General features: G+C 44.7%; 16 protein-coding genes. 3 read left to right on the plus strand and 13 right to left on the minus strand.

Going from position 1 to position 15337, the window contains the following annotated elements; all coding sequences use genetic code 11:
* Window positions 1–72: 72 nt before the first annotated feature.
* From HF638_RS02195 to HF638_RS02230, 8 genes are all read right to left on the minus strand, one after another.
* Window positions 73–1026 (minus strand): SDR family NAD(P)-dependent oxidoreductase, encoded by a 954-nt coding sequence (locus tag HF638_RS02195; RefSeq protein ID WP_169478672.1) that lies wholly within the window; start codon window positions 1024–1026, stop codon window positions 73–75.
* Between the two features lie 73 nt (window positions 1027–1099).
* A complete protein-coding gene (locus HF638_RS02200; RefSeq protein ID WP_169478673.1) occupies window positions 1100–1621 on the minus strand; it encodes a TetR/AcrR family transcriptional regulator in 522 nt (173 codons plus the stop codon).
* Window positions 1622–1719: 98 nt separating this feature from the next.
* Entirely contained in the window at window positions 1720–1944 is a 225-nt protein-coding gene (locus HF638_RS02205; RefSeq protein WP_169478674.1) for a helix-turn-helix domain-containing protein, read from the minus strand.
* A 67-nt stretch (window positions 1945–2011) separates the two neighbouring features.
* Window positions 2012–2404 (minus strand): hypothetical protein, encoded by a 393-nt coding sequence (locus tag HF638_RS02210; RefSeq protein WP_169478675.1) that lies wholly within the window; start codon window positions 2402–2404, stop codon window positions 2012–2014.
* A complete protein-coding gene (locus HF638_RS02215; RefSeq protein WP_169478676.1) occupies window positions 2337–3116 on the minus strand; it encodes a hypothetical protein in 780 nt (259 codons plus the stop codon). Before HF638_RS02215 ends, HF638_RS02210 begins: the two co-directional genes overlap by 68 nt.
* A 33-nt stretch (window positions 3117–3149) precedes the next feature.
* Window positions 3150–4130, minus strand: coding sequence for an ABC transporter substrate-binding protein (locus tag HF638_RS02220; RefSeq protein ID WP_169478677.1), 981 nt, complete (start codon window positions 4128–4130; stop codon window positions 3150–3152).
* Between the two features lie 108 nt (window positions 4131–4238).
* A complete protein-coding gene (locus HF638_RS02225; protein WP_169478678.1) occupies window positions 4239–5840 on the minus strand; it encodes an AraC family transcriptional regulator in 1602 nt (533 codons plus the stop codon).
* 52 nt (window positions 5841–5892) lie between these two features.
* Window positions 5893–7953: an ABC transporter substrate-binding protein gene (locus HF638_RS02230; protein WP_481856118.1), complete on the minus strand. Its 2061-nt coding sequence runs from the start codon at window positions 7951–7953 to the stop codon at window positions 5893–5895.
* Between the two features lie 396 nt (window positions 7954–8349).
* Here HF638_RS02230 and HF638_RS02235 point away from each other — a divergent pair, with 396 nt between their 5' ends.
* The 3 genes from HF638_RS02235 (at window position 8350) to HF638_RS02245 (ending at window position 9837) form a co-directional block, all read left to right on the plus strand.
* Entirely contained in the window at window positions 8350–8769 is a 420-nt protein-coding gene (locus HF638_RS02235; RefSeq protein ID WP_062833573.1) for a MarR family winged helix-turn-helix transcriptional regulator, read from the plus strand.
* A gap of 27 nt (window positions 8770–8796) precedes the next feature.
* Complete coding sequence (locus tag HF638_RS02240) at window positions 8797–9447, plus strand: nitroreductase family protein (RefSeq protein ID WP_169478679.1); 651 nt, start codon at window positions 8797–8799, stop codon at window positions 9445–9447.
* Window positions 9448–9540: 93 nt separating this feature from the next.
* Window positions 9541–9837, plus strand: coding sequence for a putative quinol monooxygenase (locus HF638_RS02245; RefSeq protein WP_169478680.1), 297 nt, complete (start codon window positions 9541–9543; stop codon window positions 9835–9837).
* 112 nt (window positions 9838–9949) lie between these two features.
* Here the strand turns inward: HF638_RS02245 and HF638_RS02250 are convergent, their stop codons facing one another.
* The 5 genes from HF638_RS02250 to HF638_RS02270 all read right to left on the minus strand — a co-directional run bounded on the left by HF638_RS02250 (window position 9950) and on the right by HF638_RS02270 (window position 15250).
* Window positions 9950–10999 (minus strand): NAD(P)/FAD-dependent oxidoreductase, encoded by a 1050-nt coding sequence (locus HF638_RS02250; protein WP_169478681.1) that lies wholly within the window; start codon window positions 10997–10999, stop codon window positions 9950–9952.
* Window positions 11000–11191: 192 nt separating this feature from the next.
* Window positions 11192–12025, minus strand: coding sequence for a helix-turn-helix transcriptional regulator (locus HF638_RS02255; protein ID WP_169478682.1), 834 nt, complete (start codon window positions 12023–12025; stop codon window positions 11192–11194).
* Between the two features lie 139 nt (window positions 12026–12164).
* On the minus strand, window positions 12165–13514 hold the full coding sequence (locus tag HF638_RS02260) for an FAD-binding protein (RefSeq protein WP_169478683.1): 1350 nt from the start codon (window positions 13512–13514) through the stop codon (window positions 12165–12167).
* A gap of 115 nt (window positions 13515–13629) precedes the next feature.
* Window positions 13630–14190, minus strand: coding sequence for a methylated-DNA--[protein]-cysteine S-methyltransferase (locus tag HF638_RS02265; RefSeq protein WP_169478684.1), 561 nt, complete (start codon window positions 14188–14190; stop codon window positions 13630–13632).
* A 4-nt stretch (window positions 14191–14194) separates the two neighbouring features.
* Window positions 14195–15250 (minus strand): LLM class oxidoreductase, encoded by a 1056-nt coding sequence (locus HF638_RS02270; protein ID WP_211175451.1) that lies wholly within the window; start codon window positions 15248–15250, stop codon window positions 14195–14197.
* Between the last annotated feature and the right edge of the window lie 87 nt (window positions 15251–15337).

Below are 15337 nucleotides of genomic sequence, written 5' to 3' on the forward strand. Positions count from 1 at the left end.
AATCAATATGCCTATGAAACCACCATAGTTAGTGATCAATCAATTACTATTCTCTAAAAAATATATTCTCCGCTACTCACCCTGTAACTCATTAATCGTCAACGCAATTCCCTCTTTAAAAGATGTTGCCACAACTGGGCCAATCTGTTCCTCATATTTCTGTCTGCTCAAGATCAGGGGTTCCTCGGTCAGATATAACATCTCTACAATTTCTTTCATAACCGGTACACCCAGTCCAATCAACGACAATCCCACTTTTCCTAACGCCATCACAGGTTTTCTTATCCCCGCAGCCTTCTGTGCCATACGTACAATCTCATGACCCGAGATGATCCCCGTTCCAGGAATGTTCCAGTTCTGTCCATACGTCGTCTGCCTGCTTGCAAGTTCTACCACCATAACCGCAGCATCCGGTAAATAGATGTACTCTCTGGGAACCTTCATATTTCCGATAAAAAAAGCCATCTTGCCTTTCGCTATCGCTTCAAGCGTTGAACCCAGATAGGAAGCCTGATTAGCCGTTGGGCCATAATAGTCCGGCAAACGAACGATCATCACCTGAGCTTTGCTCCATCTCTTGCTGAATAACATTTGTTCATAGGCAAGTCGTGTCTTGCCTTTTCGGGTATGTGGCTGCTTCGGATGTTCTTCCGTTACCTCGCTCATTTGTCTTCTACCATAAGGGTAGATTCCGTCTATTACAACCACGTTCAGACCCAGGTGTTCTGCCGCCACCATCACAGATTCGCCCAGCGGAATCAGCCTGCTCTCCATCTCGTTATACGGGACGTTTGCACAATGAAATATAACATCCGTTTTCTGGGAAGCAGCGATAATATCATCCGACCGAAATGCATCTCCCACTGCGATTTGCAGGTGATTTGGAGATCCCAACTTTACCGCAAGTTGCTCCAGTTTTTGACTGGAGCGCCCAAATGCAATCGTAGAAATCCCCCGTTTAATCAATTCCTCCGTAATTGCCGCACCTGTTCCACCTGTGGCTCCAATCACAATAGCTCTTTTCATCTTATACCGACCTCTTCATCCATTTAGTGATTGATCAATAACTAAAATACAAAAAGGGACTTTAACTCCCTCTCTAACGATCCTTCAGCTCCGGCATATCCAATGCAGTAGATAAATTACACAACATCCCAATCGCTAAGAAAATCATGGTTCTTTTCAGCGGTTCAGCAATTCCTGCAACGGTGAAAGCTTCAAGTACCATGCTTCGTACATCACTAATGCCTTTTTGCATGGCCTGACGAATGACTTCTTCCCGAATCGTTTGCGCCTGCATCTGAAGCAAAATTTCACTCTTGTGAGATTCGAGAATCTTATCGTAGGCTTCAATTAGATCATTCTCCAACTGATCTGGCGTCGCCGTCTCCACCACAATTCGAAAAGAATCAATCACCCGAGTCCACGAGACCTCAATTGCAGTTAATAATAAAGCTTCTTTGGTTTTGAAAAAACGAAAGATATACGGCTGTGAAATCTGTGCCCGTTCAGCCACTTGGGCTGTAGTCGCACGATAATAGCCAATTTCTGCGAAGACATCGATTGCCGCAGAGATAATATCATTTCGCCGGTTAACCGACGCTACTGTATCTTTAGCCATCATTTTCCCCTTCCAACGCACAGTTATGAATTGATCAATAACCAGAAGTATATCTGATTCATGTAATCAACGCAAAACGCAACAAAGTGAAAGGATATCTATCCTTTGAGCTTACTCGGATTATAGCCATACGTTTGCCTGAAACGACTGATGAAATAACTGTTGTTCACATACCCTACCAGATGGGCGGCCTCTGATACACCAACTTGCCCACTCTCCAGTAGCTCACGTGCCTTTTCCATCCGTTTCTGAATGACGTACGCATGAATGGATCTGCCGTATTGCTGCTTGAATGCCCGTTTTAGCTTATTTTCATTCATCATGGCCGATCGAACCAGCTCCTTTCCCTTATGGAACATGTTACACGTTATACAACTTCAAAGTCATGATCTAGCCGCACCTCTCATGAGCGAACTGAACCAGATCCAGCCGTTTCCTGATGCCATCATCGTTCGTCAGGAATTGCTCGTCAGTACACCAGGCAGTAACTTTCCCGTCCAAAACCAACAAACCCGCAGACGCTGGCTCAAGCCGCTGCAGGTTGTGGAACATGTCGATGTTCAGCAGGATTCTTTGGAAGAATTCCGCAATATCATGATCCATGGGAATAGACCGGCTATGAATTTCATTTTGAGTAAACGGAAATGGTGCCAGTTTCGAAGAGAACATGGATCGTCTAAAAAAGATTCGGACGATGCGATACAAGAGTGTAAGTTCACTGCTGTAGAAGATTACGCAATAGGGATTCCGAATCCAGCTTCGGACAACTGTTGCAATAACCATGTGAATGACTTCCGTCTCCAACCTGATAAGCCAAACAACAATATCGGCGTATCAAGAACGGCGGTCCTTGCCACTCAGGGTGATCAAAGCGATGCAACTTCATGGCAAACGTAAATGCATTTTCATTTTGTTCGTCAAGCCATATGCTTTGATCTTCCTTGATCTGTGCAAGCCGTTGATCCGTCTTCCATATTTTCCGATCATTGATCATACGTACATACAATTGTTGCACATTATGTGCAACCAAAGACCACATGACTTTATCACTCGCCCCCGTACCACTGGCTACCGCTCGCAGAACAGTTTCCAGATGTAGCAGCACTCTCTTCTTGAGCGAACCACTCTCTGACTTGCGCTGGACAGGATCTTCACCTTCCAGAAAGATTCTCTGCAGCCGAGTTTCGTATCGCATGCCGCCTGATCCATTCAATTCAAACCGTACATCATCATCGGCCATGCTAAGTGTAGTGTCGTATAGACTGAATGCGGAGATCACAGACATAACGAATACCGAATAACGCTTGGCAAAAAGTGTACCGACGGCCACACTCCCTTTGCCGCCAAGCCGGAGCCCTTGCTGTATCGCCTGTTCACGTAATATCGAGTTTCGTTTCTCTTCATCCAGCAGATCCTTCACATGGAAAGGATACTTGAAATCATGACCGTTCGCTCGGATCGTCGTCACGAAAAAATGCTGTAATGTTCCCGACATCTCTGAATGGTTACGCCCTGGATAACGTCCCATCTATTGAATCATATCTTCAATTTCATTAATAATTTCGCTGCGACCGATTGCTCCCCAGCCTTTAAACAACCAGAATGAGTCTGTCGTATAGACCTGTTCTGCACCAACAGCCGGTACTCCCTTCCAGAGTGAGCTTGCATTGATACTATTTAGATACTCCTCGGCATTTGGATCAATCTCAAGAACTACGAAATTGGCATCAATATCCGCGATTTTTTCCATGGACAGGTCCTCGCGTTGTTCGGCTGGCGTCACAGCAGTGGGTACAAACCCAAGATCATGATACAATAATGTGTTGGTTGGATGTCCTTTTGCTGCATATATTTGCAAGGTCTTCTCTCTTACACGCAGATAAGCCAGCTTTTTCTGATCCAGTTGTGCGATCTTCGCCTTTAATTGCTCCGCCTGTTGCTCTACCTCTGCAATCTTTTCTTTCGCTAGATCAACCTTATTGTACATTCCAGCAATGGTCAACAAATCCTGAGTCCAATACGTTGTGTCATCTTCATAATCCAACCATTCGTTACCAAGTACAATCGTCGGAGCGATTTTCTCCAACTGCTCATACGTGCTCTCAGCAGTTCGACTCTCAATAACGATGACATCTGGATCGATCTGCAGGATAGCCTCCAGGTTAGGACTATCTGCGGAGCCCACCGTTGGAACACCGGCAAGCTGATCTGCAAGATAAGGTAGGTAATCTCCTCCATAACGAACTTCTACATTAACGCCTGCTGGTTTTTCACCAATCGTTAACATGTGATCGATGTAATCGGCGGATAATACAACCATGCGTTCTATCTTTTGTGGTACAACCGCTGTTCCGTTAAGATGCTCGATCGTTTGTGTACCGCTCTCTTCTACAGGCGTATCCTGTTGCTGAGGCGTTTCTTCCGCTACTTCCGAAGCCTTGCCACATGCCGCAAGAATAAGCACAAGCAGGGTCAATAATAATATAGATGCTACTCTCTGTCTTACCATTTGTATTAAATCCCCTCTACTATTTAATAATAATAATCATTATCATTATAGTAGGGAAAAGAGTACACCCTTACCATGGATTATTCCACTCTCTTCACTTGCACAATATCATCGCACAGTAACACCGAGTTGCTCTGCGACATATCGCATGGCCCACATGCGTCCAGTTGGACCTAACGTTTTGAAGAAAATATCTCCTGCATTATAGATACGGCCTTCTTGAACAGCTTTTAATGCCAACCATGCACTGGATTGCTGCAATTGGCGTAGTTGAGCGTGCGCCTCTTCCGTGGGATCGACCATTACAAATATATGATCCGCGTCGTATAACTGCATGTCACCAACATTTGTCTCCACAGCCCACTGTTTTTCCGGAAAATAACGTGGCAAATGAAACCCCAGATCGTCATATAACAGAGCCCCTGTCTGGTTATTCAATCCATACATTCGGTAGAATTGAGAGGACACCCTGATGAACATGGCACTCTGCTTACCCCACCTCGATTGAATGCGTCCTCGAAGAACAAGGCTTAAGTCAGCATGCTGATCAATCCACTGTTCAGCCCGTTCGGTACGGCCCATAATGTCCGCCATGTACAGAAGTCTCTCGCCAAAATGGTTGGTGTGCTCCAGCATAGTCGTGGGTGCAATCTGATGCAGGAATTCATTCGGCTCCAGACGATCACTTGTAATGATCAGGTCTGGTTGGACTCGCCTCAACCCGTCATAGTTCTGATTGAAGCTATCCAAGATAAGTCCCTGATGACTGTGCGCCTGAAGCGCAGGAACAGCAACGTGTCGAGCCACTCTCTGACCATAGGATAATGCGGACACTGGCGTCATACCAAGTGTTATCACATAATCGTCCAATCCATAATACAAGGTGGCAATGCGACTCACTTTATTTTTCATATACAACGTCGGGGCGACACCTTCGTTCTTCTTAAAGACTCTGCTAAAATAGTGCTCGTCCCGATAGCCTACTTGCTCTGCAATTTCCTTGATTTTATCTGAAGAAAATAACAGCTGCTTGGCCTTCGCCATACGTTGTTTCAGAATATATTCGATCGGGGTCATGTTTAATTGCCGTTTAAACGTTCTTATAAAATGATTCACACTAAGCCCTGCCATGCGGGCCATCTGTTCGACTCGAATGTCTTTCATATACTGATGCGTCATGTATTCAAGTGCCCGATCCATACCTGCTACAGGTGGGGTTTCTTCTTTCAGGTGCATCATTAATTGAATCAACAACTGATGCAAAAGATGTTTCCTGCGCGTCTTTTCAAGACTCGTGAAAGCGTGTTTCCCACTCACCAGCGTATCCATCATCTCCTGAATATCACGTGCATTGGAAGAAACATGAAGCTTGCCGGTAACAGGGAAATCACATGCCTCAGTATGCAAAGCCTTCCGACTCCGGGTAAGTGCCACGCAAGAAAATAAAATGATCTGATATCGGACAGGTGCTTCCATATCCGTCTGAAACTCTACATGCATTCCTGGCTTCAACAAAAACCACTCGTCCTGAGACACCGTATGTACAACGTTATCCATAGACAAAGATCCCTTGCCAGCGATAACCCTGCAAAGGGCGAACCTTTTCCAGATTCTGCGCTGGACAGCCCCTGGATTGCTGGAGTAATGGCAGACGTGGACAGCAGTGAAATAGAGTTGCTCCAGTCGTTTTATCCAATCATTTTCTTCCATGCTGACATCCCTTCCCTGTTCGGATCAAACCCTGTAATCACCTGATTAAACTCTATTTTTTAGCTTTCAGTAATATATTTGTAACTGTATCTAGCTGCAATTCCAGTGAATATGGATCTTCCATCACGAACTCATCGCCTTTGTCTCCAAAGGAACCATACGCATAAACCTGACCTTTCTGCACAGCGGGAAGATGTTTCCACACTTCACTGTTCAGTACCTCTTCAGCGTCTTCGTCCCCCGAACCATATACGAAGATATGATCTCCCATATACTCCGGTAGCACTTCAAGAGAGATACTTTCGAAACCTTCCTTCATCTCCAGTGCCTGCTGGGTAGGAGGCAGTTTCAGCATCTCATAGATGGTAGAACTACCGTAGTTACCGCCATCTGCAGCCATGACATACATTGCTTTGTTACCTATCTGTACAATGGATACGGTCTCGCCATCTTTAATAATACCATCGATCCGTTTCTGGGCTTCTTCAACATTATCTTCATAGGTTGTAATCCATGCCTCAGCTTCCTTCTCTTTCCCAAAAACACCAGCAATCCGGCGCAGTTTCTCCAGTGGACCTGAGGTTGTTTCACCCTCCCAATAGGGTAAAAAGACAGTCGTTGCAATTTTCTCGTAATCCTCGATATTTTTATCAATGGAACCGATGATAAGATCTGGTTCAAGCGACACCAGCTTCTCCAGATTCATCGGGAATTCTCCTCCCAAATCTTCAATACCCGCTATGACATCTACAGGAATATCAGACTTCTCAATCCAAGATTCATTCAGCATGAACGTTCTCACACCAACCGGTATAATGCCCAGTTTCAGCAGGTACCCCATATATTGATCCGAAGCAACACGCTGCGGATTAGCCGGGATCACTACATCTCCTCTCAATGTAGAGACGGTCCGCGTCTCTGGCAGTGCAGTCGATTTCCCTACCTCCGTTGCCTGGTTACCCGATTGTGTAGTAGCCGCATTGGTCTCTGTTTGTGTACCACTTGCTGACGGTGACGGACTGGAACAGGCCGCGAGTAATAGCGTGAGACACAGCATCATGCTTAGTGCTGTCATTTTGAATTTTCCTTGCATCAGTAATTCCCCTCCAACATTCTTTTGATATTGATAATCAATATCATTATATAAAGAGGAATGTAGTGGATGAAGGGCATTTTCTTGCATCACACTGGGCAAATCTTGCTCATAGTTCAATTCCAATGCCTTTTGCGGCTTAATTAACCGTTGGCTTAGTCCTTTTTTGTAGCGAATTGGAGATAGTCCTTTGATTTTTTTGAAGCTGCGACTCAGCGAATGCGCATCCGGATAACCGACCTGTTCAGCAATCTGTTGCAACGTAGCACCCGTATGCACCAGAAGATGTGCTGCCCTCTCCATTCGGATCTGTCCAAGATATTGGATGGGACTAATGTTCAACTTTTGTTTAAACAATCTGGACAGGTGCCCCACACTAATTTCCAATGCTTCTGCCATTACATCAAGAGCTATAGGTTCATGCAGATGAGCATTCATATATTCAATAGCCTGTGTGACCGTATCCGGTTTATATGGCTGAATGGATTGTCTATGTAAGTCTTCCAACAAAAAATATACCCATTGATGAAATAAAGTTTTGGCATGTAACTTTGCGAGTTTCGTGGAAAGTTCCCACTCCCGTTTCAATTCCTCCATACATTGATACATGTCCAGCGGACGGGTTGGTACAAGTGCATATTGGTCCTGAAACGGACGTTCATGGTCCATCAGATGCTGAATTTCCGTACCACAGGGCAACGCCAGAATGGCTTTGTACAAGATCATATAATACGCCACGCCCGAATCCGTCTCCATGTTTAAGTACGCCTGCTTGCCCCCATGAACAATGTGGAACCCATCCACGATATATCTGTGTTGATCCATTCGTATCCTTGCACTTCCGTCGATGATATATAGATAGGTACTGGCAGGCAGTTGATAATTCTTCAGCTTCTCTCCAGGATGCAAAGCGTTTTGGCGCACATCCAGTATTTTCACAAAAACATGATTCCACAGCCTGATGTGATCATTCAAATTCATATCCTCTGTACTTACCCTCCGATCCAGATGCACCTTCATGCCTTCTCAGCTTTTGTATGAACTACCTGTTACGTTCGCTCGTTATGTACATTTCCTTTTATTATAAATCAATTGATAATAATTCTCAATAACTTGTGCAATCGATATAAGCTCATGCAGATGGACATCCTATACAGACGATAATGCTTATGTACCGGGATAATACAGGTATAATCATCCTCTTCTTCTGAACCTGTTGCAAAATGTTAAAAGGCATGATATATTAATTGAGCCATCAATGATTGAGGCATCAATGATTGAAGCATCAACTATTGATACATCAATGATCGAGAGCATCCAAATAATCATTAGGCAATGGCATTGTATACTGCAACTTTAATTATTGGTTAACATACGCCGTTGTTCATGATTCAGATTCACCCGGGAGGTCTAGTCATGACACGTATTGTTTCCAAAGAAGAACAGATCATCAACCTGCTGAACGTGTTGGGCAACAAAATCAGTCCCAAGTTCGAACGCTGTACGGGTATCAGTTCCTCTCGCTTTGAAATTCTGCATGAGCTGGATCAAGTCGATGAGATTAACCAATCCATGCTGCAGAAAATCATTAACATTGATAGTGCTGCGATTACACGCCACTTGAAACAGCTTGAGGCGGACCTGATGGTTACCAGACGCAAGAACCCCGAAGATAATCGGGTAACTTTTGTTCGTCTGACGGACCATGGTCGGAAGCAGATTGAAGGCTACAAAGCAGAGAAAACCAATTTCATCAACCAGATTTTGCAGGATTTCAGTGAAGACGAAGTTCAGGCTCTCGCCGATTACCTGGAACGTATGCAGAATAATTTCTAAACCTATATATAGAGGAGAGATTTATCCATGAGTACAATTGAAAGTAAATTCCAAAAGACAAATGATTTTAACGAAATTACTTACGGCCGCCGTTCTGTTAAGCTTTACGATTCTGAGGTAAAAATCAGCCGTGAAGAAATGACAGAAATTTTGGCAGAAGCTTCACGTGCACCTTCTTCCGTTAATATGCAACCTTGGCGTTTTCTCGTTGTAGATACAGCTGAAGGCAAAGAAACACTCGCTCCTCTTGCTAAATTCAATCAAAATCAAGTGTTGACTTCGGCAGCTGTGGTTGGCGTATTTATCGACATGAATAATGCTGAATACCTGGAAGAGATCTTCAGCAAAGCGGTAGAGCATGGTTACATGCCACAAGAAGTTAAAGACGCACAAGTTCAATTTGTTAAACCTTACTATGACAACATGCCTGCTGCCGATCTTCGCGACGTTAACCTGATTGATGCAGGTCTTGCTTCCATGCAATTGATGCTTGCTGCACGTGCTCATGGTTATGACACCAACCCAATCGGTGGTTACGAAAAAGATCAAATTGCAGAAGCATTTGGCATGGACAAAGAGCGTTATCAACCGGTTATGTTGATCTCGATCGGTAAATCGGCCAAAGATGGTCACCCTTCTTACCGTCTGCCAGTAGATACAATCACAACTTGGGCATAATATCAGGGACTGTTTCCCTGTAAGTTACGATTGAATTGGTCAATAAGCATACATTCTTAACACAATTTAAACACTATATGGAGGTTTTATATTATGATTATCATTCACGCTCATCTGCAAGTTAAACCGGACCAAGAACAAGCATTCCTCGCAGCTACGAAAGAACTGATTGCTGCAACACGTCAAGAAGAAGGCAACATCAGCTATGACTTGGCAAAAAGTACAGAACGCGAACAACAATACACGATGATCGAGCTTTGGAAAGATGAAGCTGCTACAGCTTCCCACAATACAAGTGCACATTTCCAAGCTTTTGTACAACAAGCAGCAGCATTCATGGCCGCTCCAATGAACGTTGAAGTATTTGCTGGAGAACAAGTGAAAGCTTAATAGCTCATTGACTGGCATGCGTAGTTGGCATGTAAAGAAGCCGCTCTTGGTCTTATGACCGAGGGCGGCTTTTTGGTTCCCTTTTGAAAAACCGTTCACTTCAGTTCCACAATTACTTGATGTACAAATCTTTCATTAATTCGCGGTTTTTCTGAGTAAACAAGTCATTGTGCGAGGAGACCATCCCGTGTGCATTCGCATCAGGTGCCACATGCAACTTCGCCCGGTTCACAGCATTGGCTGCGTCTTGGAACGCTCCGGCAATCAGATGAAGCTTTCCTTCATGATGCAAAATATCACCCGCAGCATAGATACCCGGTACGGATGTCTCGCTGACCGGCGTTCCTGCAATCCAATGATCCTTCATATCAATCTGAATATGACTGTTGACCAGCAATTCCTTATCGCGCTCATAGCCATAGTTAATGATGACCTCATCCACTGCCAGCTCAAGCGTTGCGCCATCTTCATTGCGTTTCAGCACAACCGTCTCAATCTGTTGATGATCTTCTGTGGCGACCAACTTCTCGATCGTTGTATTAAGCAGGCACTTGACCGAACTGTTGTTAAGACGAGATATTTCAGCTTCATGCCCCTTCAGTGTATCTTTCCGATACGTCAGATAGACTTGTTTGGCAATAAGTGCGAGTTCATTTGCCCAATCAATCGCCGCGTTCCCTCCACCCGAGATAAGAACTGTTTTGTCTTTGAAGCGGGAGAGTGATTTGACCGTGTAATGTAGATTGGTCACTTCAAAACGTTCTGCTCCCTCAATCTCCAGTTTGATTGGCTTCAGGATTCCTCCCCCAATGGCCAAGATCACAGTTTTGGAGTAATGCACCTCTGTGGAGGCTGTGTGCAGTGCAAAATAACCCTCTTCATCTCTGGATATGGACGTGATCTTTTCTCCAAGAACCACCTCTGGTTGAAATGTCAGTCCCTGATTGATGATCTGTTCGATCAGCTGTGCACCGGGAACAGGTTGTAACCCGCCAACGTCCCAGATCATCTTTTCAGGATAGACATGTACTTTCCCGCCCAGATAGGGCTGGAATTCAATAATTTTCGTTTTCATCTCACGCAGTCCACTATAAAAAGCCGAAAATAAACCAGCGGGTCCTCCGCCGATAATGGTTACATCATACACTTCATGCTCTTTCATCCTAATATACCCTCATTTCTAAATATGTTCTGCCCAATGATGGGCGGGTTCGCGTATTGGAAACATATATTAATAATGATTCTCATTATCATTAAATATGATAGCAAGGATGAGCGCTCATGCGAATACACAAATCACGAAACCCATATGTATTATTGTCTAATTTAATTTAAGTACATGTTGAAATTAGTATTAATGGTTTTCTAACTGATCCGCATATGCTGAGGGAGATATACCGAATTTATTTTTAAACACTCTGCTGAAATATAACGGATTAGGATACCCTACACTGATGGCTACATCACGGATAAGAAAATGCCCCGACTTCAGCAAGTCCCTTGCCCTCTCCATACGATGATGGATGACATAATCAATGGGTCGAAATCCCGTGTACTTATGAAAAAAATAGGAAAACTGCTTGGAATTCATTCCATGTGTCTCTGCTAACTCGTCCAGTGTCAGCGGATTCATGTAATTGACATTAATGTAGGACAAAGCTTCCTCAATCACCTGTTCACTTGGAGAAGTTACACTTTCCCGCTGCCTGTACCCCATTAGAACCTCGACCATGATACTCAGAAATAGTTGCTTCACTCGAAGTTTTTCCATTCCCCCCGGATGATAAGCATGTTCTTGCAGCATCGCCAATAATTCTACGATCCTCGGATTAACTGCCTGATCCATTTTGAAATGGACACCCAATACATTGTGGACGTCTTGTTCTTTTTCATCATCCATCTTGTCCGGCCCATAGAATACAGCGTAGTATTCATACTCGGTTTCACTGATCACTCGGGAATCCATCTTCATGCCTGGGGCCGCATGACACACAGACCCCGGCCGTAATTCATATATCGTTCCATTGACCGTCATTCGTGCTTCTCCACGCATCACAAAAAGAAACCCGTACTTCTCGGTTTTAAATTCACGCAGTATACTTCTGGGCTGGATCACCAATCGGTTGACCTCATGTATCTCATAATGACTGCTTGCAAATGTGTTGGCTAACTGATCTACATCAATCATGGCGTGTACCTGCTCTCTATATCAATGAGTTGATTTCATTTTCGGTTTTGGCATTTATACTAACATACATAGCAAAAAACACGCCAATTAAGGCGTGTTTCTTCACTCATTGAATAGGAATTGAACAGGTTACAATGGATTATACTCTCCGAGCCGGCGTGATGCTTTGCGGATTGTTGAACACATTTTTCGGATCATACTTGGCTTTGACTCTCCGCAGTCTGGCATAGTTGGCTCCATAGTACACTGGACCGGAATTCTTGATCCCTTGGTCTGGAACGTTGATATAGGAACCCACAATGTATGGTTGCAATTTCTTGCGAGTATTACGAGCGAGTGCGATATTTTTGGCGGCATGGGATGGTTTGAGCCACGTACTGGTCCATTCCACATAGAACTTCTCTTTACGCCAGAAGAAGGCGGTTGATCTAGGTGATTTGCGACTTACTGCTCCGCCCCAGTTGAGGAAATAGAACCCGCCTGGTCCCTCTTCCAAGTTCTCCAAAAATGCACGCATCGATTTAATGGCTTTGTCAGGGAATGGTTTCTGTCCAAAACCGGACGAGAACTGGTTACTGTACCTTTGAGTCTCAATTGGATCAGGAAGCAATAAGAACTTTACCACTTCCGTGTAAGGTAACAAACGAACAACGGAGCTCGTCGGTTTGCCAACACTCGTAATTGGCTGTAATAAACGGAGAGCCTCTGTTTTAGAGCCTAAGAACAGCCCTTCCATAAGGACGTTGCCACCCTTTTTCGGTCCGATGGACAACTCGCTGCCCAGTCTCGTATCAACTGAGGGAGCCCACCTCTGCCATACTTTAAGTACCTCTTCGAATTGAGACCATGGCCAGGTGATTTTAAATACAGTAGCCTTCGCTGGAGCACGGCGCACTTTGAATTTGTAACGAGTGTATACTCCGAAGTTACCACCGCCTCCTCCCCGCGAGGCCCAAAAGAGATCCGCATTGCGATTTTTATTGGCCCGAATCACTTTTCCGTTCGCATCCACCATCTCCACCTCAAGCAGGTTATCACTGATGAGACCGATGGTACGCTGGAGAGGCCCAATTCCCCCACCTAACGTAATTCCACCGATCCCTACAGAGGGGCTGTCACCAAAAGGAGCTATAAATCCTTGCTTGGCGAGGGTATTCGCAATTCTTCCAACTCGGTTACCCGTACCCACAACAACGGTTCCATTTTTTTTATCAAGCTTGATGGAATTCAGATCACTGACATCAATCACAATTCCGCCGTTAACCTGTGAAAGATTGACCTCAAGCGCATGTCTACCACTACGCGGCCTGATCGGTACATTGTTTTCACGAGCCCATTTGATGGCATTAGAGACATCTTTCGTTTTTTGGGCAAATACAAAGACTTTAGGATATTTGTCGGTATGCGGGTCCCAGTTTTTGCGCGCCGCTTCATATCCCGGATCTCCTTTATAAATAACCCGTCCGGTAAGCTTTGTTGATGATTTCACACGTCCCACTCCCTATTGAACAAATGTTCTACAGTATTGCAACACAAGGCACTTTATACTGTATGAAGGGCATTCGCGGAGGGAATGGGCGAATGTATAAAAATAATCTAACCTTCTAAAAATTAAATCGAGGATGGCCCGAAATCGTGTATCTATCGTATCCTTCCAGTTGAAGCAATTTTTCTTTCATCTTTAATCCACCACTATAACCAGTCAATGTTCCGTTCTTGCCGATGACACGGTGGCATGGAATGACAATTGGAATCGGATTCGCTCCATTGGCACTGCCCACTGCACGTATGGCTTTGGGATGATCGATCATCTTCGCGACCTCCAAATAACTGCGAATCTGACCATATGGAATCGTCATTAACGCTTGCCACACTGAAATCTGAAATTTCGTCCCCTGTAGATCAAGAGGAATCTCGAATGCCTTACTTTTCCCCTCACAATACCATTGCAACTGTTCCACATATGGAGAAAGCCTGTTCTGATCTTCAACTAGATTTGCATGAACAAACTTCTTGGTGACCCATTCCTTCATATTCACATGGGTATCATCCGGCATAGATATCAGGCATAATCCTCGCTCCGTTGCAGCTACATTCACCGGTAAGTCGTTGAACAGGCTGTGTGTAAAAGTTGTCCAGTAAATTTCAGTATGAATTGACTTCATTCTCTTACCACCACGTAGCTATTGGAGCTGTACCTGTATGTGTCGGAAATAGTGGCAACACTTCCTCCGCCAACTCCTGGATCACCTCGGCGGGTGGCCGACTCGAAAATTGAATACCAAGTGCAGCATGATTAACGCCGACTGCTCGCCATTCCTCCAGAAGCTGAATCAGACCTGCCCGTCCTGTGCGTAATATGTACCCGCCACGAAGCGGTGTTCGAGGATAATTGACATCTTCCACAAGATCAATCCATTCGTTCGTCATATGTGGCTTGAACATGCCGTTAGGTATTTTTTCACGCCATGCATTGATCTTACGTCCGAGCATGCGGGGGCCGGAATCATTAGCCGTCGCTTCAGGATAGGTAAGCCAACCATCACTGTGCTCTGCGATCCAATCCAAGGATTGCCTACTTGAACCTGTCACAACAAGTGGTATACCACCTGTTGCAGGCTTAGGTAACAAATCAAGCCCACTCATTTGACCCAGCGAAGATTGAATGGTGGGACTGTTATGCTGAATCAGTTCACGAAAGAATTTTACGGTATCTCGAAAACGCTCATCCCGATGATCCACATGTAATCCATATGCCGGAAACTCAGCAGGACGATCACCTGATGCAATGCCTAGTACAAGTCGTCCGCCCGACAGTACATCAATAGAAGCGGCTGCCTTGGCTAAATCAATCGGATGACGAAGCGTGAAAATGGCACTTCCTGTTACCAAGGATACGTTTTTGGTCCTTGCAGCAAGGTAAGCCAGATAAACAAATGGATCGAATACCTGCCCGGCATCTCGGAATCCAGGATCAAATAGCGGAACGTCACGCACCCACACGGATGCAAAATGTTGTTGATCGATTATATCCACCAGGTCAGCCTGACCTTTCAGAACATCCATGTTACCCGTATAAAATCTAAGCGGTAGAAATAGGCCTATTGTCAATTGATCCGGGGCAAACATACGCCGGAAACCGGGATGATTATGAAATGCATCCACATTCAGTGCGGATTGTTGACCTCTCTCCATTTGTCCAATGGAGTCTATTTTTTTATCCAATTCAAGTCTCCTCCTAAAGCAATGGTGATCCCCGTCTTGAGTGATGTTCCCACCCAGACAGGACGTGATATAATTGTAATCGTCCAT

The organism is Paenibacillus sp. SZ31, assembly GCF_012912005.1.
Classification (GTDB): Bacteria; Bacillota; Bacilli; order Paenibacillales; family Paenibacillaceae; genus Paenibacillus.